Annotated in this window: 20 protein-coding genes and 1 riboswitch; of the genes, 18 read left to right on the forward strand and 2 right to left on the reverse strand. The window is 43.2% G+C overall.

Features of this window, described 5'->3' with window-relative positions:
- Position 1 precedes the first annotated feature (1 nt).
- The 3 genes from ribE to ribH are packed head-to-tail and all read left to right on the forward strand — an operon-like array spanning position 2 to position 2,371.
- Entirely contained in the window at positions 2 to 658 is a 657-nt protein-coding gene (gene ribE / locus BN2425_RS21155; RefSeq protein WP_042463871.1) for a riboflavin synthase, read from the forward strand.
- 30 nt (positions 659 to 688) lie between these two features.
- Entirely contained in the window at positions 689 to 1,885 is a 1,197-nt protein-coding gene (locus BN2425_RS21160) for a bifunctional 3,4-dihydroxy-2-butanone-4-phosphate synthase/GTP cyclohydrolase II (protein ID WP_042463873.1), read from the forward strand.
- Positions 1,886 to 1,900: 15 nt separating this feature from the next.
- Positions 1,901 to 2,371, forward strand: a complete 471-nt coding sequence (gene ribH, locus BN2425_RS21165; protein ID WP_042463875.1) for a 6,7-dimethyl-8-ribityllumazine synthase — start codon at positions 1,901 to 1,903, stop codon at positions 2,369 to 2,371.
- A 180-nt stretch (positions 2,372 to 2,551) separates the two neighbouring features.
- Here the strand turns inward: ribH and BN2425_RS21170 are convergent, their stop codons facing one another.
- Positions 2,552 to 3,238, reverse strand: coding sequence for a Dph6-related ATP pyrophosphatase (locus tag BN2425_RS21170; protein ID WP_042463877.1), 687 nt, complete (start codon positions 3,236 to 3,238; stop codon positions 2,552 to 2,554).
- A gap of 117 nt (positions 3,239 to 3,355) precedes the next feature.
- A riboswitch (cobalamin riboswitch) is annotated at positions 3,356 to 3,543 on the forward strand.
- A 166-nt stretch (positions 3,544 to 3,709) separates the two neighbouring features.
- Here BN2425_RS21170 and BN2425_RS21175 point away from each other — a divergent pair.
- From BN2425_RS21175 to BN2425_RS21235, 13 genes are read left to right on the forward strand one after another with little or no spacing between them, the layout of a single operon-like run.
- Positions 3,710 to 4,678 (forward strand): ABC transporter substrate-binding protein, encoded by a 969-nt coding sequence (locus tag BN2425_RS21175; protein WP_042463879.1) that lies wholly within the window; start codon positions 3,710 to 3,712, stop codon positions 4,676 to 4,678.
- Complete coding sequence (locus tag BN2425_RS21180; RefSeq protein ID WP_042463881.1) at positions 4,644 to 5,705, forward strand: FecCD family ABC transporter permease; 1,062 nt, start codon at positions 4,644 to 4,646, stop codon at positions 5,703 to 5,705. The genes BN2425_RS21175 and BN2425_RS21180 overlap by 35 nt, the downstream gene beginning before the upstream one ends.
- A gap of 3 nt (positions 5,706 to 5,708) precedes the next feature.
- Positions 5,709 to 7,178 (forward strand): adenosylcobinamide amidohydrolase, encoded by a 1,470-nt coding sequence (locus BN2425_RS21185; protein ID WP_042463883.1) that lies wholly within the window; start codon positions 5,709 to 5,711, stop codon positions 7,176 to 7,178.
- Positions 7,172 to 8,137 carry an adenosylcobinamide-phosphate synthase CbiB gene (cbiB, locus tag BN2425_RS21190; RefSeq protein WP_042463885.1) on the forward strand — a complete coding sequence of 322 codons (966 nt, stop codon included), beginning with the start codon at positions 7,172 to 7,174 and terminating at the stop codon, positions 8,135 to 8,137. Before BN2425_RS21185 ends, cbiB begins: the two co-directional genes overlap by 7 nt.
- Positions 8,112 to 9,200 carry a threonine-phosphate decarboxylase CobD gene (gene cobD, locus BN2425_RS21195; RefSeq protein ID WP_042463887.1) on the forward strand — a complete coding sequence of 363 codons (1,089 nt, stop codon included), beginning with the start codon at positions 8,112 to 8,114 and terminating at the stop codon, positions 9,198 to 9,200. Before cbiB ends, cobD begins: the two co-directional genes overlap by 26 nt.
- Positions 9,170 to 9,745, forward strand: coding sequence for a bifunctional adenosylcobinamide kinase/adenosylcobinamide-phosphate guanylyltransferase (locus tag BN2425_RS21200; protein WP_042463889.1), 576 nt, complete (start codon positions 9,170 to 9,172; stop codon positions 9,743 to 9,745). Before cobD ends, BN2425_RS21200 begins: the two co-directional genes overlap by 31 nt.
- Positions 9,742 to 11,250, forward strand: coding sequence for a cobyric acid synthase (locus tag BN2425_RS21205; protein ID WP_042463891.1), 1,509 nt, complete (start codon positions 9,742 to 9,744; stop codon positions 11,248 to 11,250). Before BN2425_RS21200 ends, BN2425_RS21205 begins: the two co-directional genes overlap by 4 nt.
- Positions 11,247 to 12,035, forward strand: coding sequence for an adenosylcobinamide-GDP ribazoletransferase (cobS, locus tag BN2425_RS21210; RefSeq protein WP_042463893.1), 789 nt, complete (start codon positions 11,247 to 11,249; stop codon positions 12,033 to 12,035). Before BN2425_RS21205 ends, cobS begins: the two co-directional genes overlap by 4 nt.
- Entirely contained in the window at positions 11,993 to 12,601 is a 609-nt protein-coding gene (locus BN2425_RS21215; RefSeq protein ID WP_042463895.1) for a histidine phosphatase family protein, read from the forward strand. The genes cobS and BN2425_RS21215 overlap by 43 nt, the downstream gene beginning before the upstream one ends.
- A complete protein-coding gene (locus BN2425_RS21220) occupies positions 12,553 to 12,996 on the forward strand; it encodes a bifunctional adenosylcobinamide kinase/adenosylcobinamide-phosphate guanylyltransferase (RefSeq protein WP_042463897.1) in 444 nt (147 codons plus the stop codon). Before BN2425_RS21215 ends, BN2425_RS21220 begins: the two co-directional genes overlap by 49 nt.
- The gene (locus BN2425_RS21225; protein WP_042463899.1) at positions 12,993 to 13,577 is read left to right on the forward strand and encodes a cob(I)yrinic acid a,c-diamide adenosyltransferase; all 585 of its coding nucleotides are present in this window, start codon (positions 12,993 to 12,995) and stop codon (positions 13,575 to 13,577) included. The genes BN2425_RS21220 and BN2425_RS21225 overlap by 4 nt, the downstream gene beginning before the upstream one ends.
- Positions 13,567 to 14,055: an ECF transporter S component gene (locus BN2425_RS21230; RefSeq protein ID WP_042463901.1), complete on the forward strand. Its 489-nt coding sequence runs from the start codon at positions 13,567 to 13,569 to the stop codon at positions 14,053 to 14,055. Before BN2425_RS21225 ends, BN2425_RS21230 begins: the two co-directional genes overlap by 11 nt.
- On the forward strand, positions 14,052 to 14,768 hold the full coding sequence (locus tag BN2425_RS21235) for a hypothetical protein (protein WP_042463903.1): 717 nt from the start codon (positions 14,052 to 14,054) through the stop codon (positions 14,766 to 14,768). The genes BN2425_RS21230 and BN2425_RS21235 overlap by 4 nt, the downstream gene beginning before the upstream one ends.
- 17 nt (positions 14,769 to 14,785) lie before the next feature.
- On the opposite strand, the gene BN2425_RS21240 is transcribed toward BN2425_RS21235, so the two are convergent.
- Positions 14,786 to 16,888 (reverse strand): transglycosylase domain-containing protein, encoded by a 2,103-nt coding sequence (locus BN2425_RS21240; protein ID WP_042463905.1) that lies wholly within the window; start codon positions 16,886 to 16,888, stop codon positions 14,786 to 14,788.
- A 217-nt stretch (positions 16,889 to 17,105) separates the two neighbouring features.
- On the opposite strand from BN2425_RS21240, the gene BN2425_RS21245 reads away from it, so the two are divergent.
- Entirely contained in the window at positions 17,106 to 17,795 is a 690-nt protein-coding gene (locus BN2425_RS21245; protein ID WP_042463907.1) for an ABC transporter ATP-binding protein, read from the forward strand.
- On the forward strand, positions 17,792 to 19,144 hold the full coding sequence (locus BN2425_RS21250; RefSeq protein ID WP_042463909.1) for an ABC transporter permease: 1,353 nt from the start codon (positions 17,792 to 17,794) through the stop codon (positions 19,142 to 19,144). Before BN2425_RS21245 ends, BN2425_RS21250 begins: the two co-directional genes overlap by 4 nt.
- The last annotated feature ends 195 nt before the right edge of the window (positions 19,145 to 19,339 follow it).

Raw genomic sequence — 19,339 nt, forward strand, 5'->3', positions numbered from 1 at the left:
TATGTTTACCGGAATCATAGAAGAAATTGGTGTAGTCGCAAATATCAAGCGGACAGGAGAATCTTTTGTTTTATCGATTGAAGCAAAAATGATCCTAGAAGATGTCCATCTTGGCGATAGTATCGCCATAAACGGGGTGTGCTTAACGGCTACATCTTTCACAAACAGACATTTTACCGTTGATGTTATGCCGGAAACGGTTAAAGCAACCAGTTTAAGGGATTTAAAACGAGGCTCGAAGGTCAACCTTGAACGGGCCATGGCGGCCGGTGGCAGGTTCGGCGGGCATTTCGTTTCCGGACATATTGACGGAACCGGCATGATTATACGTAAGCAGGCATATGAAAATGCTGTTTATTATGAGATTGAAGCCGGAGCAGATATGATGGAGTACATCATATTGAAGGGCTCGATCGCTGTAGATGGGACGAGCCTAACCGTGTTTGGTGTGACAGATAACAGCTTTACTCTTTCGTTAATTCCCCATACGCTGTCGGAAACCGTTTTGGGGTTGAAAGGAGCAGGGGATATCGTCAATCTGGAGTGCGATATGATTGGGAAATATGTTGGACATTTCATGAAAAATGTATCGAATACAAAATCAAAGAAAACCGGTGGAATTTCAGTATCCTTTTTACAAGAAAACGGATTTATGTAAAAAACTGCGATTGATAAGGAGTGGTATTGCATGTTTGATTCAATTGAAGAGGCGTTAGCGGATTTGAAAGCGGGGAAGGCCGTAATTGTCTGTGACGATGAGGACAGGGAAAACGAGGGGGATTTTATTGCTTTAGCTGAAAAAGCAACCCCGGATGTTATTAATTTGATGGTTACCCATGGAAGAGGACTTCTGTGTGTTCCGATTGAAGAGGAAATAGCTGCAAAACTCGATTTAATGCCTATGGTATCGCTAAATACGGATCCACATGGTACTAATTTTACCGTCAGTATTGACCATAAGTATTCCACTACAGGCATCTCGGCCTTTGAAAGGTCTGCAACGGTTTTAAGCATGATTGACCCGGACGCAAAACCAGCTGATTTTAAACGTCCAGGCCATATTTTTCCCCTGGTCGCCAAAAAAGGTGGGGTATTAAGAAGAACCGGCCATACGGAAGCAGCTGTGGATCTTGCCAAACTCTGCGGAGCAAAGCCAGCAGGTGTCATTTGTGAAATTATGAATGAAGATGGAACAATGGCCCGTGTCCCTCAGCTTCGGAAAATAGCGGATGAGTTAAATGTAAAAATGATTACGATTAAAGATTTAATCCAATATCGGAACAAGCAGGACAAGTTGGTTAAAAGAGAAGTTGAGATTAAGCTGCCAACAGCATTTGGGGAATTTAAAGCAGTTGGCTATTCAAACTTAGTCGATGATAAAGAACACATGGCGTTGGTTAAAGGAGAAATCGATCCGAAAAAACCAATCTTGGTCAGGGTTCACTCCGAATGCTTAACCGGGGATGTGTTCGGGTCCTATCGCTGTGACTGTGGACCGCAGCTTCATGCAGCACTTCGGCAAATTGAACAGGCTGGTAACGGAGTTCTCCTTTATTTGCGCCAGGAGGGCAGAGGGATTGGACTTCTCAATAAATTACGGGCCTACAAATTGCAAGAGCAGGGCTATGATACGGTCGAAGCAAATGAAAAGCTCGGATTCCCGGCAGATTTACGGGAGTATGGGATTGGGGCACAAATTCTCAAGGATTTAGGAATAAGGAAAATGAAGCTGTTAACCAATAATCCACGCAAAATTAAAGGTTTGAAAGGGTATGACCTTGAAGTTGTGGAGCGTGTACCGTTACAAATGGAAACAAGAGCAGAAAACGAGAAATATTTACGTACTAAGCACGATAAGTTGGGACATCTGCTTCATTTATCATGATTGGAGGAAATATAAATGGGACAATTATTTGAAGGTAATTTAGTAGGTACTGGTTTAAAAATCGGTATTGTGGTAGGACGTTTTAATGAATTTATTACAAGTAAATTATTAGGCGGGGCGCAAGACGCTCTTAAAAGACATGGTGTGAACGAAACGGATGTGGATGTTGCCTGGGTACCTGGTGCGTTTGAAATCCCGTTAGTGGCACAAAAAATGGCGAAAACCAATAAATACGACGCCATTATCACCCTTGGAACTGTCATCCGTGGCTCCACTCCGCACTTTGACTATGTTTGCAACGAGGTTTCAAAAGGTGTCTCAAAGGTAGGATTAGATAGCGGTATACCTGTCATGTTTGGCGTATTAACCACGGAATCAATTGAGCAGGCTATTGAACGTGCCGGTACTAAGGCAGGCAATAAAGGCTGGGATGCAGCCGTTTCTGCTATTGAAATGGCAAACTTACTTAGAAATATTGAACAGTAAGACCGATGAAAGGAGCGGGAAACTGCTCCTTTCATTTGTGAATCTCCAATTCGTGCGAGAGAAACAGACACATTTTAGAGAGTAACGCTACAGCAACCGAGAGAGTAATAGCAAGCTATCCAAGAGTAAACGACGGGTGATTAAAAAACACATTTATTCCGAGAGTAATGTAAGATCTCGTCAACCTGGCAGCAAGTCCACATAGTAGAACCGTTCTTTGCCAGTGTTGGCATCTATTGTTTTTATCAACTTTTCAGGAGTCTTAAAATTTATTGGTCTAGCAAATATCGGTCCGTCAAACACAAAAGTATGAAATTCACCATTTTCGCCGCACCTATCCACTCCAAATGGAAGATCGCTTAAAAAATGGTCATCGATAGTCCTTCCAGCAAAAGAGGTGTCCAACCTGGTGCCATCTACAGCAGTTACCACCGTTTTAAAGCCGATATATAAAAACTCAGCCATTATACTTTCCGTACTCTCGCCCCAAAGCGGAAAAACCGCTTCAAGCGAGAATTTATGTACCATGATCTCGCGATATTCCTTAAGATCCTGTAAATGTATATCTCCAAACATGATATGGGTAGCTCCAGCTTCAAAAATCTGTTGAAAAGCTTCACCCATAGCATGTTCATACTCTTCATTCGTACTATTATCGGGAAGATATACCTTTCGTAATGGGATTCCTAAGGCTGCTGCCTGCTGCTCAATCAGTTCTTCCCTAACCTGATGAGAACTGGTCCGATGGCTTTCCTGCGAAAAGGTTGTCAGCAAGGAATCAATTTGCCATTCATTCGACTGCAACAGCCGATGTAAACCGAGAGTGGAATCCTTGCCTCCACTAAAAGAAACGACAATTTTTTTCAAAGAAATACCTCCTTTTGATTTAAGGATAAAATACGAAAGCAGAGAAAGATAGAAAAAATATTTTTAAAATCATATACAATTCATTTTTCAATTCGCTATAATTAACCTATCATAAAAAAATATCGGAAAGAGATAGGTGTTAAAATCTATTAGATTTTAACTTAATTGGGAAGCTGGTGAAAAACCAGCGCGGTCCCGCCACTGTAAATGGGAGCAACCTATACATGCCACTGTCTAAAGCGGATGGGAAGGCATAGGAAGCGATGATCATGAGCCAGGAGACCTGCCTATTTCTTGCGCGCCAACAAACCTACGAGGATAGGGAGGTGTGGAAGTCTAGATCTTTTTACTTCGTAAAATAGTAATCAAATCTACTCGTACCAACATCTCCACGCATTATTGATGGAGATGTTTTTTTATTGTGCAGCGCATTTTTTATGATCATTCCATACATAAACAGGAGGAACACAAATGAAAAAATGGTACTCACTATTGTTCGCGGTCCTATTAACATTAGGGGTTTTAGCAGGCTGCGGACAGCAGAACCAAGGAGATGAGAAAAAAGAAACACCAGGGGAAAAAACAACTGAACAAGCACAAGCTGCTTTTCCAACGACAATTAAAGACGCCTTAGGAAATAATATTACCATAGAGAAAAAGCCAGAAAAAATTGTCTCGCTGATGCCAAGCAATACGGAAATTACCTATGCCCTAGGCCTGGGAGATGAAATTGTCGGAGTCTCTGATTTTGATAATTATCCAGAAGAAGCGACTAAGAAAGAAAAAATGGGTGGAACAGAAATCAATCTTGAAAAAATTATTGCGTTGAAGCCAAATTTAGTATTGGCTCATGCCTCATCAGCGCATAATTCTGAAGCTGGTTTAAAGCAGCTTCAGGATGCTGGTATCCCGGTTCTAATCGTCAATGATGCGCAAAATTTCGATCAAGTATATGATTCCATTCTTATGGTTGGGAAAGCAACAGGTGAAACCCTGAAAGCAGAAGAGCTAGTCAAGGGAATGAAGGAAAAGCTAGCGGAAATTAAAAAGAAGGCTTCAGAAATCACAGAAAAGAAAAAAGTGTTTGTTGAAGTTTCACCGGCACCTGAGATTTACTCGCCAGGAAAAAATACGTTCATGAATGAAATGCTAACTGCCATTAATGCGGAGAATGTTTCTGGTGATTTGGATGGATGGGCAAAAGTCGACCAGGAAGCGGTTATTAAACAAAATCCGGATGTTATCATTACCACGTATGGCTATTATGTGGACAATTCAATTGAACAAGTCCTTAGCAGGGCCGGCTGGGAAAATGTCACAGCCGTTAAAAATAAACAAGTTATTGATGTGGATTCTGATCGCGTCACCCGTTCAGGTCCACGGATTATTGAAGGAGTAGAGGATCTTGCCAAGGCAATCTATCCAGAAGTATTTAAATAATAAATATCTGGCTTATTTAATAGCCGGGCTATTCCTACTCATTTCGATATTATTGGGGATTTCGATTGGAACGGTGTCAGTACCCGTTCCAACGATCCTGCACATATTTCTAGCGCAGATTTTTGGATGGATACCTCTGGATAAAATTGACCCAATGTATGTAAGTATTGTCATGGATATCCGATTGCCCAGAGTCATCCTATCAGGCCTAGTCGGGGCATCTCTTGCGATTGCAGGGGCTGCCTTTCAAGGCCTCCTCAGAAATCCGCTGGCTGATCCGTATACATTAGGGGTGTCATCAGGAGCATCGGTCGGAGCGGTTTTAACCTTATTTCTTAACATCGCTCTTCCTATCATAGGGACATTTACGTTGCCATTGCTCAGCATTTTATGTTCGTTTCTTACGATCTTTTTCGTACTGGCATTCGCAAGGAAAATTGAGCGGTCGATGCGGGTGGAAACCATCATTTTAACAGGAATTATTTTTAGTTCTTTTTTAGGGGCGTTAATTTCCTTAATGATTGCCTTAACAGGGGATGAGCTGCGGCAAATAATTGGTTGGCTGCTGGGAAGTGTTTCGATGCGGGGCTGGGAATATATAAAAATCATTCTGCCATTTTCTATCGTCGGTTCGGGCATTCTTTTCTTGAATGCAAAGGAATTGAACGCTATGTCGTTCGGAGAGGAACGGGCACATCACTTAGGGGTGAATGTTCAAAAACGAAAGCTGATTGTGTTAACAGCTGGTTCAATTTTAACAGGGGCAGCGGTTGCCGTTTCAGGAACGATTGGGTTTGTCGGTCTGGTCATTCCCCATCTTGTGAGAATCGTATGGGGGCCCGATCATAAGCATCTCCTCCCCTTGTCCGTATTAATTGGGGGAGGATTCCTCATCCTGGCCGACCTTGTTTCTAGGACGATGATATCTCCCACTGAGCTGCCAATCGGAGTCATTACCGCAATAATAGGGGCACCAGTATTTGCTATCATTTTAATTGAAAGAAAAAGAATGGAAAGAAGGGGGTAAAGGATGCTGAAGCTGAAACATGTCTCGGGTGGTTATTCAGGCGAAGTTGTTTTAAAGGACATATCGTTTGAAGTAGAGAAAGGTGAATTGTTTGGGATTCTGGGTCCAAATGGAAGTGGAAAGACGACGCTTTTAAAAATGATCAGCGGCGTTCTGCCCTACCAATCAGGAGAGATCTTGATAGGAGGGAAAAGGCTTCAAGAATATAGTCCGAAACAGCTTGCGCAAAAAGTGGCTGTCCTTTCACAGCATTCGTCAGAGTCCTTTTCGTATACTGTCAAGGAAACCGTGTCCCTAGGGCGCTATGCCCATCAAACAGGATTCTTTCAAACCTGGAGCAAGCAAGACGAAGCAGTCGTTCAAAGAGTGATGGAGCAGGTCGGAGTCGGTGCGTTTCAGAATAAAAACATCCAAGACCTGTCTGGCGGGGAGAAACAACGAGTATTCCTTGCCCAGGCTCTGGCCCAGGAACCGGAAATATTATTGTTGGATGAGCCGACCAATCACTTGGATTTATCCTATCAAAAAGAATTACTGGACCAATTAACACAATGGTCCTCAGAAAATAGATTAACGGTCATTTCGATTTTTCATGACTTAAACCTGGCTGGGCTGTATTGTGACCGGCTGCTTTTGTTGGAAAATGGGAAAATCAATATCCAACATGTCCCGGCGGAAGTGTTGAAGGAAGAACGAATAAGAAAGGTTTATCAGACTAGTATTCAACAGCACCCTCACCCGACAGTTGCCGCTCCGCAGATGGTTTTGCTGCCGGACATCCCAGTTGTTAAACCGGAAGCCGAGATAAACGAAGCAATGCTGTCCCTCTCATCCGAGATGATCACGCTTAGGTCACCCGTCTATTTACGAACGATGTCCTCTGGTGTCATCGGTTCTGGAACCGGCTGGCATCGGACATTTGTCAATCGCCATGTGGACAAGAATTATAATTGTGACGATCATATTCAGGAAATGGCGGAATATCTGCGGTCGAACGGCTATGAACCGATAGACACAGTTGGGATGATGACAGCTGTGTTTCTTGAAGATGTAGTGGTCAAAAGGCTGGAAGGTGAAGGATTCTCTCTTGTGGTTGTGGTGACCGCCGGAGTGGGGAATGCCATTGATGCATCCAAAGGCGAGGCCCATACCTATGGACTGGTACCCGGCACAATCAATACTTGGATATTTGTGAACGGTGAATTGACAGATGAGGCCTTTATTCAAAGTATCATGACGGCAACAGAGGCAAAGACCAAAGCGATGTTTGATTTAAATGTGATGGATGGTGTGACCGGAACAACTGCAACTGGAACCTCGACTGACAGCGTTTTGATTGCGGCGACGCAAATGGGGAGAAAGTTAGATTTTGCCGGAACCATCACCCCGCTCGGAAAGCTGATTGGCAAAGCTGTTTATCAGTGTACAAAGGAAGCCATTCAAAAATCACAAAAAAGGAAATCGGTATGTTAGTCAATCACTTACTCTCTATAACTCTTGCTTACCTACTAGATATGCTGGTCGGCGACCCGCCCAACTGGCCGCATCCGGTACGATGGATCGGGTCTTTCATAGCTTTACTTGAAAAGCGTTGGAATCGAGGGAACCATAGAAAAACCAAAGGTATTGCCATGCTCCTGGTTATATTAGTTTCCGTACTAGCGGTGGCCGCACTGATTGTTTTGTTGGCATATCGGATCCACCCCTATGTGGGGATTGCAGCAGAAGCTGTAATGATTGCTTCGACTATTGCTCAAAAAAGTTTACGGGAAGCATCAATGGCGGTTTATCAGCCACTCATAAAAGGTGATTTGGCTAAAGCCCGGACAAAACTTTCTTATATAGTTGGACGTGATACAGATACTTTGGCCGAAGGCGAAATTTCCAGGGGAGCCATTGAAACGGTGGCAGAGAATACGAGTGACGGGGTAACGGCCCCGCTATTTTGGGCATTGCTTGGCGGAGCTCCATTGGCAATGGTATATCGGGCTGCAAATACTTGTGATTCGATGGTCGGGCATGTCAGTGACAGATTTAAAGAATTTGGCTGGGCATCTGCGAAATGGGATGATGTCATGAATTGGGTACCTAGCAGGATTACAGGGATGATGATGGCATTAGGCAACCGTCCTGCTTGCAGTCATCGGAGCAAAACATGGGCTATTTTGTTCCGTGATGCGGTAAAGCATCCTAGTCCGAATAGTGGTTGGGGTGAAGCGGCAATGGCTGCGATACTTGGTATCCAGCTGGGCGGAATTAATTATTATAAGGGTGTTGTATCGGACCGGGCCAAAATGGGTGACCCGCTGCAGCCAATTCAAGCTGGTCACATCCTTCAGGCAAATGCAATCATGAGTAAAACGGTATTTTTATTTATCTTATTTTTATGGATTGGAGGGATAATCCTTGAAACTGCCTTCACATGGCTCTAATCCGCATTATCTTTACGAGGCATTGGGCCTGAATCTTCCGGAGAAGTATATTGATTTTAGTGCCAACATTAATCCGCTAGGACCTCCTGTGGCCATTAAAGAAAACTGGAGTCGTTTTTATCAAGATATTCTGACCTATCCGGACCCCTTTGCAACGAAACTAAAACAACTCATTTCTGAGAAAGAGGATGTTCCAACTGGTTCATTATTGATGGGCAATGGTGGAGCCGAGCTGATTGCTCTTATTGGAAGGATGCTAGCGGGGAAAAAAGTTCTGATTGTCCAGCCAGCTTTCTCGGAGTACGAAACTGCCTGTAAGGCCAATCAGTGTGAAATAACCTATTATCAATTGTTTGGGCCCGACTTTGAATGGAGCCTCGACGATTTTCTTTCAAAAGCGGATAAAGTAGATGCTGTATTTATCTGCAGTCCCAACAATCCAACTGGTATCCAGTTTCCACCATCCTTGATTGAGCCAATTGTTAGGGAATGTGAGAAACACGATTGTACCGTTATTCTGGATGAAGCTTTTTATGATTTTTTAGATGACTATCAATCTTTTATTCCATACATAAACCAATATACTAATTTAATGATTATTCGTTCAATGACCAAGATGTATGCCATTCCAGGCATTCGGCTGGGATATTTAGCTGCTTCTCCGTCTGTAATAACAAAACTTGGCCGCTTGCAGCCCCATTGGAGCATCAACTCAGTTGCCTTGTCGGCTGGTTTGCTTTGTATGGAGGATGAGTCATTTGTTCGAAAAACGATAGAGTTTATCCGCCAGGAACGTGAGCGACTGTTTTATTTTTATCAAGATTGCGAGTTTCAAGTTTCCCCATCAAAAGTGAATTTTTATCTCTTAAGAGATCCGTATTGTGAGGATCAATTTGAGCTGTTTTGCTATCTTCTGCAGGGGGGAATTATTCCCCGCCATACCTTTAATTTTCCGGGATTGGAAGGAAAGTGGCTTCGTTTTGCGATAAAAAGCAAAGTGGATAATGATCAGCTGATGGAGGTGCTCGAACAGTGGCGCATGTCCCATCCCTCGTTTTCATAACTGGAGGAGTTCGCAGCGGCAAAAGCAGTTTCGCCGAAAAACTCGCTGTGTATCTAGCTGCAAAAACTGGCGGCCAGTTAACTTATTTAGCTACGGGTGTACCTTCTGATGAGGAAATGAAGGAACGAATTTTAAAACATAAACAGGATCGGAAATCAGGGGAGCTGCCTTGGAAAACCATAGAAAAGTCAGCTCAAATTGGGGATGCTGCACGTCAGATTCATCAACAGGATATTGTGTTATTAGATTGTATCACTACTCTTTTAAATAATGAGCTATTTTCAAGTAAGCAAACATGGGATGCTGCCTTTTTGCAACAAGTAGAAGAAAGCATTATAACGGGAATAAAACAAATTAAGAGCCGTGCCAAAGCATTGATTCTAGTAAGCAACGAAGTGTTGTATGAGCCGTTAACGGGCAATAATCTTGTCTATACATATGGAAGCCTATTGGGGAGGCTGCATCAGCAAATGGTTCGTGAGGCAGACCAGGCCTATTTAATTGAAGCTGGGATTCCAATTTTAATGAAAGAGGTGAGGGGATGAAAGGAATCATGGTTCAGGGCACATCCTCTGATGCAGGCAAAAGCTTTATCGTGACAGCACTTTGCCGGATGTTTGCCAATGAGGGATTGAAAACCGCACCATTCAAATCACAGAACATGTCCAATAATTCCTATGTTACCAAGGATGGGAAAGAGATTGGCAGAGCCCAAGGAATTCAGGCAGAAGCGGCGAAAACAGAAGCGAGCGTTTGGATGAACCCGATTTTATTGAAACCCCGCTCGAATCAAGCTGCGGAGGTGGTTTATTTAGGGAAAGCCACCGTTACACTTTCAGGCAGGGAGTACCGTGACAGCTTTTATGACAAGGGGATTGAGGTCATTAAAGAATCGTTGAAGCAATTAGAAAAGGACTATGACATAATTGTCTTAGAGGGCGCGGGCAGTCCTGTTGAAATCAATCTCAAGGAACGCGAGCTCGTGAACATGAAGGTGGCGGAACTGGCCGATGTACCGGTTATTCTGGTGGCAGACATTGACCGCGGCGGAGTATTTGCCAGCATAGTTGGAACTCTTGAGCTGTTAGAGCCAGAGGAACGAAAGCGGGTTTGCGGGATTATAATCAATAAATTCAGAGGAGATCTCAGCTTATTTGATGATGGGATCAAATGGCTTGAGGAGAGAACCGGCATTCCAGTGTTGGGGGTGCTTCCTTATATGGACCATCATATGGTGGATGGGGAAGACTCATTGTCAATCCAACGTCAATTTTCTCAACTTGGAACAGGTGCCATTGATGTGGCTGCAATCCATCTTCCGTTTATTTCTAATTATAGCGATCTAGAGCCGTTTTTATTTGAGGATGATGTCAGGGTTCGCTGGGTCAAACATCGGGATGAATTTGGCTCGCCGGATGCGGTCATTATACCGGGAACGAAAAGTACAATTGCTGATTTGAAAAAACTTAAAGAAACTGGGCTGGACCAATGTATTTTGGACATTATGAAAAACGGCGGCTTCCTAGCTGGCATTTGCGGCGGCTATCAAATACTCGGAGAAGAGTTAATTGATGAAGCAGGTTCTGATACGGGAGTTCCGAATACTAAAGTACGGGGACTAGGTGTCATTCCGGCGCAAACGATTTTTCAAAAAGAAAAAGCAACCATTAGAGTCGAAGCACACCTTCATTCCAATACAGGCCTTCAAGCAGAAGGAAAGTTGAACGGTTATGAAATCCATCTGGGACAAACGTTTTTAAAACAATCAGGTTCTTCTTTCTTGTTAACAGAAGAGGGCAGAGAAGAAGGATATTTCGGCAGAGAAGGACAGGTTATCGGAACGTATTTCCATCATTTATTCCATAACGATGAATGGAGAAACCAATGGTTAAATTTAATCCGCAGCCGAAAAGGGATACCTTTACGAGAAGTAAATACAATCGGGGATTTCAAGGATAAAAGCTTTGATGACCTTGCAGCAAAGCTAAAAAGCCATCTAAAATGGAATTTAGTAAAAGACATCATTCACCAATGGAGAAGCCGAACATGAAATTTATTAGAGGTTTTTTGATCGGGGTGCAATTTTTTACAGCGATCCCCATAACAAAGGCATTTCCGATGGATGCGGAACATCTGAAAATGACGATTCGAGTTTTCCCACTTTTGGGATTACTGCAAGGGATTATTTACTCCCTTACCATTTACTTAATGGTTGAGTTTACCCCATTTTCACATCTGGCTTCCGCTTTCCTGCTTTGGTTGGTGACGATCTTGCTTACGGGAGGCATTCATCTGGATGGCTGGATGGATGCTAGTGATGCGTATTTTTCCTATCGGGACCGGGAAAAAAGGCTGGAAATCATGAAGGACCCTAGGACAGGCGCTTTTGGTGTTCTCTCGATAATCATTCTTTTAAGCAGCAGGTTTCTATTTATCTATGAAGCAACAAGCCATGTCCAGCCGCTATTACTAATCATGATTGTTAGTATTCCTTTTTTGAGCAAAATGGGCTTGGGGGGTCTGTTATTAACCGTTCCATCTGCTAAACAAGAAGGGCTCGGCCATCTGTTTCAAACTGCTGCTAAAGCAAGGATCCTTTGGCTTTATCCAATCTATTTGTTCCTTTTTCTAATGGCAGTTGCACTAATGGATGTCAGATTTTTGTTAACAAGTGTGCTGGCAGTGGCAGCGGGGTGGTGTTTGCTCTTTTGCAGACGGAAGGCTGTCAAATGGTTTGGCGGGATTACCGGCGATGTTTTAGGAGCTTCTGTAGAAGGGACGGAGTTGGTGTTATGGATGACCGTGTGGTTATTGCATTATTTCGTCATGGCCTGACAGAAGCGAATAAACGAAAGGCTTATCTGGGCTGGAGCAATTCACCATTATACGAAGAGGATCAACTTTTCTCCACCAAGGAGTATGAGAGTTATTTTTGCAGCGATTTAGATCGTTGTGTTTTAACGGCACAACGCTTATTTCACGGACCGGATTTTCATATAATGAAAGAGTTAAGAGAAATGAATTTCGGCGATTGGGAAGGAAAAACATATGAGGAACTAAAAGAAGCGGAGTCCTATCGACGTTGGCTGTCGAATCCATTCCACAAAGGTCCCCCCAATGGGGAGTCATTTGGGCAGTTCACGGCAAGGGTAAATGTCGGCTGGAATAGGATTGTCACGGAAGTAATGGACCAAAACCTTCAGAGCTGTGCTTTGGTAACCCATGGAGGGGTCATCAAATATTTGTTATCTGCATTTGCTCCGGTTGAACGCGAGTTTTGGAGTTGGAACACACCGCATCATCTTGGTTTTGAATTAAGCTTTACACGTAACAGTTTAAGGAGGGGTGAACGGTGCACTTTATTACAGGAGGTGCCTTTAACGGCAAACGGTCCTGGGTGAAAAACAACTTTAACATCATGAATAGCAACTGGCTGTCGGCCTATGAAGGCCATCCACTCCCAGTTGAGTTAGATGATATAACTGCGGATTTAATTGTATTAGAAGGTATTGAGATCTGGATAAAGGGCTTAACAGAGGAACATGATGCCGCCCAATGCCGGGTAATCTGGAATCGATGCCTAACTCATTGGGAACGTTGGGAAAAAACAAAAAATCACCAATTAATCCTCATTGGTACGGATATGACCAAAGGGATTGTTCCGATTGAAAAGGAAAACCGGATTTGGCGCGATGTTACCGGCTGGGCCTTTCAAGACCTGGCCGCGAAGGCAGATAAAGTGGATGTAATCTGGTATGGGATTAACCAGACGATAAAAGGAGGAATGATAGTATGAGACTTTATACAAGAACGGGAGACAAAGGTAAAACGAGCATTATCGGCGGGAGAGTCGACAAAGATGATACAAGGGTCGAGGCTTATGGAACTGTGGATGAGGTGAACTGCTTTGTCGGTCAGGCGATTACGGAACTGAAGCCGGAACTTTTTAAGGATGTGCTGGATGATTTAGAAAAGATTCAGCATGAGTTATTTGACTGTGGAGGCGACCTTGCCAATATCACAGAAAAGCGGCAACTAAAGCTTCAGCAGGAATCAATTGATTATTTAGAAACAAGAATTGATGAATTCATCAAAGAAGCACCTGAGCTCGAACGGTTTATTTTACCAGGAGGAACCAAACCTGCTGCCTCCATCCATATAGCCAGGACGGTAACGAGAAGAGCGGAGCGGTTAGTGGTCAAATTAATGAAAGCAGACCCGGAAACACCAGAGCTTGCGTTGCAATACTTAAATCGACTGTCAGACTACTTCTTTGCACTGGCCAGAGTCATCAACTTTCGCCTCAATGTTAAGGATGTAGAATATGTCCGCAGTGCCAAGGTGTTTAGGGATGGGAAGCGGAAGGATGAGAAATAGAGGGAAAATCATCAGTGGACTGGCGCTGTTTACCGCCTTGTCCGCAGCAGGCGCCATGATTAAGGTGCCTGCGCTCATTGGAAGTGTGGCATTAGATGCATTTCCTGCTCTCTTGGCAGCAGCCATCTTAGGGGGAGGCGCTGGAGCAGTTGTTGGTGCATTGGGACATCTGCTATCCGCGATGCTGGGGGGTTTTCCTTTAGGTCCCCTGCATTTCTTGATTGCCGGTGAAATGGCAGTTCTTGTTTGGATTTATGGGGAACTTTATAAAAGGCACAAACTATTAGCCGGCGGGGTGTTTGTGCTGGGAAATGCCCTGATAGCTCCTGTGCCATTTATATTTTTAATGAATTTTGGTTTTTTTATCGGAATGGTGCCGTCACTTTTCGTCGGATCCATTCTAAATACCGCCATTGCTTTGGTTCTCACCCCTCGTCTTGTTTCGAATAGATTCATTGCCAGGGGGTTTAAGCAATGAGAAACGCTGTTATCCTACCTATTGGCGGGGGAGAGTGTTTAATCGTCGCTAGTGATAATAGCGGTGGAATTGGCATGAAGGTGAATGATCATGTTCATGTTCCTTACGAGACGGTTGCTTATTATGCTTTTCGTACGGCGAGTATGGAATGCATAGCAGCAGGCGGGGAGATTATTTCAGTGGTGGTCCATAATTTTTGCGGTAATGATCCTTGGACGGAGCTAGAAAAGGGGATACAAACAGGATTAGATGAATTAGGTCTAAAAGATGTCCCGATAACAGGTAGTACGGAAAGTAATTTTCCTTTATTGCAATCGGCTGTTGGAGTAGTGGTAATTGGGAAAAAGTCATGCAACAATATAAAAAAAATGAATGATTGCGAAGACCTAAAGCTAGCTGTCATTGGTTTGCCGTTAGTGGGAAACGAAGTAGTTGAACAGAAGGAGCAGGTTGCCCCTCTGTCCTTGTTTCAAGCAGTGAGTTTGTTACCGGATGTAATTACATGGCCGGTGGGCTCAAAGGGAATATTATATGAACTAGGACAGATGTTTCCCGCCCAAACCATGACAGAGGATATGGTTGCAACGGATGTGGACATATTGAAGTCTTCAGGACCGGCCACCTGCTTTATTGTTGTGTTTTCAATCTATCAGGAAGAACAGGTTAAGAAGTTGGCAGAAAAATTGTTTCATCCATTAACAATGGTAAAATAGCACGCCTTGATGGCGTGCTATTTTTGTATATTCCTCAGTTTTCCAATCAGTGTATCCACCGCTTCGCCAACCTGATCCATTGTTTGGTCTAATTTTGCCTTCCATCCAGGGGCATTTTCTTTGATGACAGAGCCAATTTTATCCGCATTTTGCTTCAGTTCTTTACTAATTTCCTCCGCCTGGTCTTTTACACTTTTTCCAGGGTTTGCTTCGCCTGCGAGCCTGGCATTCACTGATACCACTTCAAATTCATCCTCTGGCAGATATTGAACGGATGTCCTCATGATTTCTTTAAAAATCGGAACCACATTTGATGAACTGGAGCTCGGCAAGTAATGTTGCTGATCTGTCTGGTCATAACCAATCCATATGGAACCGACAAGATTTGGGGTGTAACCAACCATCCATTGATCTTTTGTACCGCTGAACCCGCTGAATGGCAGCTGCGTAGAACCAGTTTTTCCGGCCAATGACACGCCGGGAATTTGAGCTCGTTTACCAGTACCCGTTTCGACAACATTTAACAGCATCGAGGTTATTTCGTTTGTCACTTTTTTAGATGTCACCTTGGTCGCCTTTGCCTCATGTTCCGCAATGACATTGCCCGTTGGCCCGACAATTTTCGTAATCAAATGGCTGTCGTAACGTTTACCCCCGTTAGGAAAGACGGAAAAGGCATTAGCCATTTGCATCGGGGAGACGCCTTTGCTCATACCGCCCAACGCAATGGCCAGGTTTTCATCTTCTTTTTCAACCGGTATGCCAAAACGTTTCAATGAGTCCAGGCCTTTATCTAAACCTATTTCGTTTAACAGCCAAACCGCCGGGACATTTAACGATTCTTCCAGTGCCTTATACATCGGAACCTTGCCTTGAAAGGTCTTGGTAAAATTTTCCGGTTTGTAATTCCCGAAAGAAATTGGTTCATCTACCAGTTCTGAATCATAGTCGTACCCTTCCTCTAATGCGGGGGTATACACGGCCAGAGGTTTAATCGATGAACCCGGCTGAGCCTTCAATTGGGTTGCCCGGTTAAAGCCGCGGAATACATGTTCACCGCGCCCGCCAACGAGCGCACGGACACCGCCGCTTGCCGGGTCCATTAACACCGAACCACTTTGGACCAGTTCGCCGCCCATCCCTTTTGGAAACAATGATTTATTGGCATAAACCTTTTCAAGCCCGGTTTGCAGGTTCTGGTCCAATTCCGTATAAATCCGGTAACCCCGGGTCATGATTTCGTCTTGTGTCAGCCCGTATTTAGACTCAGCTTCATTTAGGATGGCATCCACATAATAGGGATATTTCCGTTCCACATTGCTGCCGCCGCCATCATGAAGGGTAATTTTTTCGGCCTTCGCCTGCTTGTATTCGGCAGCAGTGATCATGTTCAGTTCCTTCATTTTAGCTAAAACTACATTTCGCCGCTGGATGGCTTCGTCGTAATTTTTGAATGGGTTAAGATAGTCAGGGGCGTGAAGCAGACCTGCTAATAGTGCTGCCTGGCTAATCGTTACATCTTCAATATCTTTATTAAAATATTTTTTGGACGCGTTCCCGATTCCCCAAGCGCCGCCGCCAAAATAAACTTGATTCACATACATCTGCAAAATTTCATTTTTTGTATACACTTTTTCAATTTTGACTGCTAGAAATAATTCTTCTGCTTTTCGTTTATAGGTCCGCTCTGGTGAAAGCAACGCATTTTTGGCAAGCTGCTGGGTGAGTGTGCTGCCGCCGCCGGTGATTCTTCCAGCGAATATGTTACCAAAAAATGCGCGGGCTATGCCTTTGATATCAAAGCCATTATGTTCGTAAAAACGCTCATCTTCAATAGCCACTACAGCATTTGGCACGTACTTCGGAAGATTTTCAATTGTTACGCCTTTTGTCCGGTTTGTTGCCACATTAGATGCAACCTCGCCGTCTTTATCATAAATAACAGTAGGCTGGCTTAGTCCTTCTTTTAACGATTGGACATTTGCCCGTGTTGCCAGCCATGCAAAATAAATAATGGCCGTCAAGACGACGACAAGAATAATTAATAGTAAGATTTGTGTTAAATGCCGCTTTTTCCAGAATCGGACAAACATTTCCCATACTGGTCGTAGTTTCTCCATTGTATCTCCTTGCCTTCTTAGGAATGGTTGATTTTTTTATTATAAATTTTCTATCTGAAAAAGACCAATAAAACCTATTGTTTCACCTATTTTACCCACAATGTAAAAATATTACCAAGATTGTATTAATCAACAAATTTTTTATTAAAACTGTAGGGGTTGGGCCGGATTGATTCGTCTAATAGGTTGTAAGCAAGGGAGCAGGAGGAATTACAGGATGATTAAAATAAACAATTTAAGTCATGAATTTGTAATCGGAAAGAAAGGGAGACAAACGATTGTACCCGTACTTAGGAATATTTCTCTTTCCGTTAACCGAGGGGAAATTGTCACGATCGTAGGCCGAAGCGGCTCTGGGAAATCCACACTTCTCAACTTAATAAGCGGGTTTATTCGCCCAAAGGAAGGCGAGATTTGGATTGCCAATGAAAAAGTAACAGACTTGAATGAAGCGAAGTTTGCCGATTTCCGAATTAACAATCTTGGATTCATTTTTCAAAGCTTTCAATTGATTCCAAGTATGACAGCTTTTCAAAATGTGGAGCTGCCATTGATTTTAAAAGGATTGAATGAGAACGACAGAAAACAACAAACAGAAGAAATGATGGACAGAGTGGGCTTACTGGATTATCAGGATCATTATCCAAGTGAATTATCGGGTGGCCAGCAGCAACGGGTGAGCATTGCCAGGGCATTAATCGTCAATCCACCAGTGATATTGGCAGATGAACCGACGGGCAGTCTTGATAGTGAGACAGAAGAGGATTTGCTTAAGTTTATAAAGCAACTGAATCGGGATTTGGGGATTACATTCCTAATTATAACCCATGATGACAAAGTGGCTGATATTGGAGACCGAAAGATTGAATTAATAGACGGCATGATAGTGGAGGAGGTATTGGTATGAAGCTAAAGGACCAATTCCGTTTTGTGCGGCAAAATATGAAGAAAAATAAAACGCGGGTAATGATGACCATATTGGCCACCGCGATAGGCTGTGCCTTTCTAATCGTATTGGCTTCCGTAGGCTTTGGCTTGCAAAAATCAGTTGTTAAAGAAATTACTGAACGCAGGGTGATTACTCAAATTGATGTACATGGCAAAGAATTAGAGTCAAAAGGCAATGTTCGTCCTGTTAAAGTGGAGGACGTTCAATATTTTAAATCAATTAAAGACGTGAAGGCCGTTACGAGCAGAAAAAACTTGCAGCAGGAAAGCGTTTATTCGATAGGGGATTATCAAGAAGGGGCTCAAACATTCGTTACGGATTTTTCGGATGAAACGAAGGCTGGTTTTGAATTGTCAGAAGGCCGGCTGCCTGCCTCAAAGGATGAGATTGTGGTCGGATATAATTTTCCTCTAAACCTAGCATTAAAGAATGCAAATGGGGAGCTATATGACGAAACAGGACAAATAAAATCTGAGTACTCATACAAAGGAAAACTATTGGGTGAAAAGGTAGAACTGTCGGTAAAACAGTATAAGAATGGTGAGTTGGAGGAAAAAAGGATTCCTTTAACAGTCGTCGGAATTGCTAGTAAACCAACCAAGGAATGGATGATAGATCAAAATGTATTTATTTCAAATGTGTTATTGAAGGAGATCGAGGAGTTTACCAGTACATCTAGGGGATTGCTGCTTGATCCGAACAGTCCTGCAACAGAAGACTTGAGCGAAACCGATGATACTTATGACGAGGTGACCATTTTTGCGAAAAATATGGAATCAGTCCAAGGGATTGTCGACCAATTAAAGGAAAATGGCTACTTTACTTATTCGGTCGTGAATGAATTAAAAGAAGTCAATCTAGTCTTTATGATCGTCAAAGCAGGCCTTATCTTTATTGGCACCATTGCTATTATTATTGCCTCGATTGGCATTTATAATACAATGACAATGGCTGTAACCGAGAGAGCGCCCGATATTGGCATTATGAAAGCAATCGGCGCTAATCCAAAAACCATTAAGAAAATTTTCTTGCTCGAGAGCAGCTATATCGGCATCGTGGGTGCTTTAATCGGAACGATTATTTCTTATTTGATTAGCTTTGCGGTTAATTTACTGCTGCCGCTAATTATCAATCAGGCATTTGGCGAGCAAGCATCTTCAACGAAGTTGATTTTTAGTGACATACCGGTCGTTTTACCGATTATTTGCATCATCATCTGCTATGGTGTAACCATCCTGTCTGGCCTGCGTCCGGCACAAAGGGCTGTCAAAGTGGATGTACTAAAAGCATTGCGAAGGGAAATATAAATAAAAAACAGGCTTTAGCGAGCTAAGGCCTGTCAGATTGTAGACAAAAGGCATTCCGAATGTTCACATTCGGGTGCCTTTTTCTAATTATGACCCTTTTTTACTGTAGTTTTGTATTCAAACTGACCCCTCCGGGGTCAATTTTTATGCCATTTTTGGTTTATCCCAAATCCATGTCGCCATCTTTTTTAAATT

This window comes from Neobacillus dielmonensis, from assembly GCF_000612665.1.
Taxonomy (GTDB): domain Bacteria; phylum Bacillota; class Bacilli; order Bacillales; family Cytobacillaceae; genus Neobacillus; species Neobacillus dielmonensis.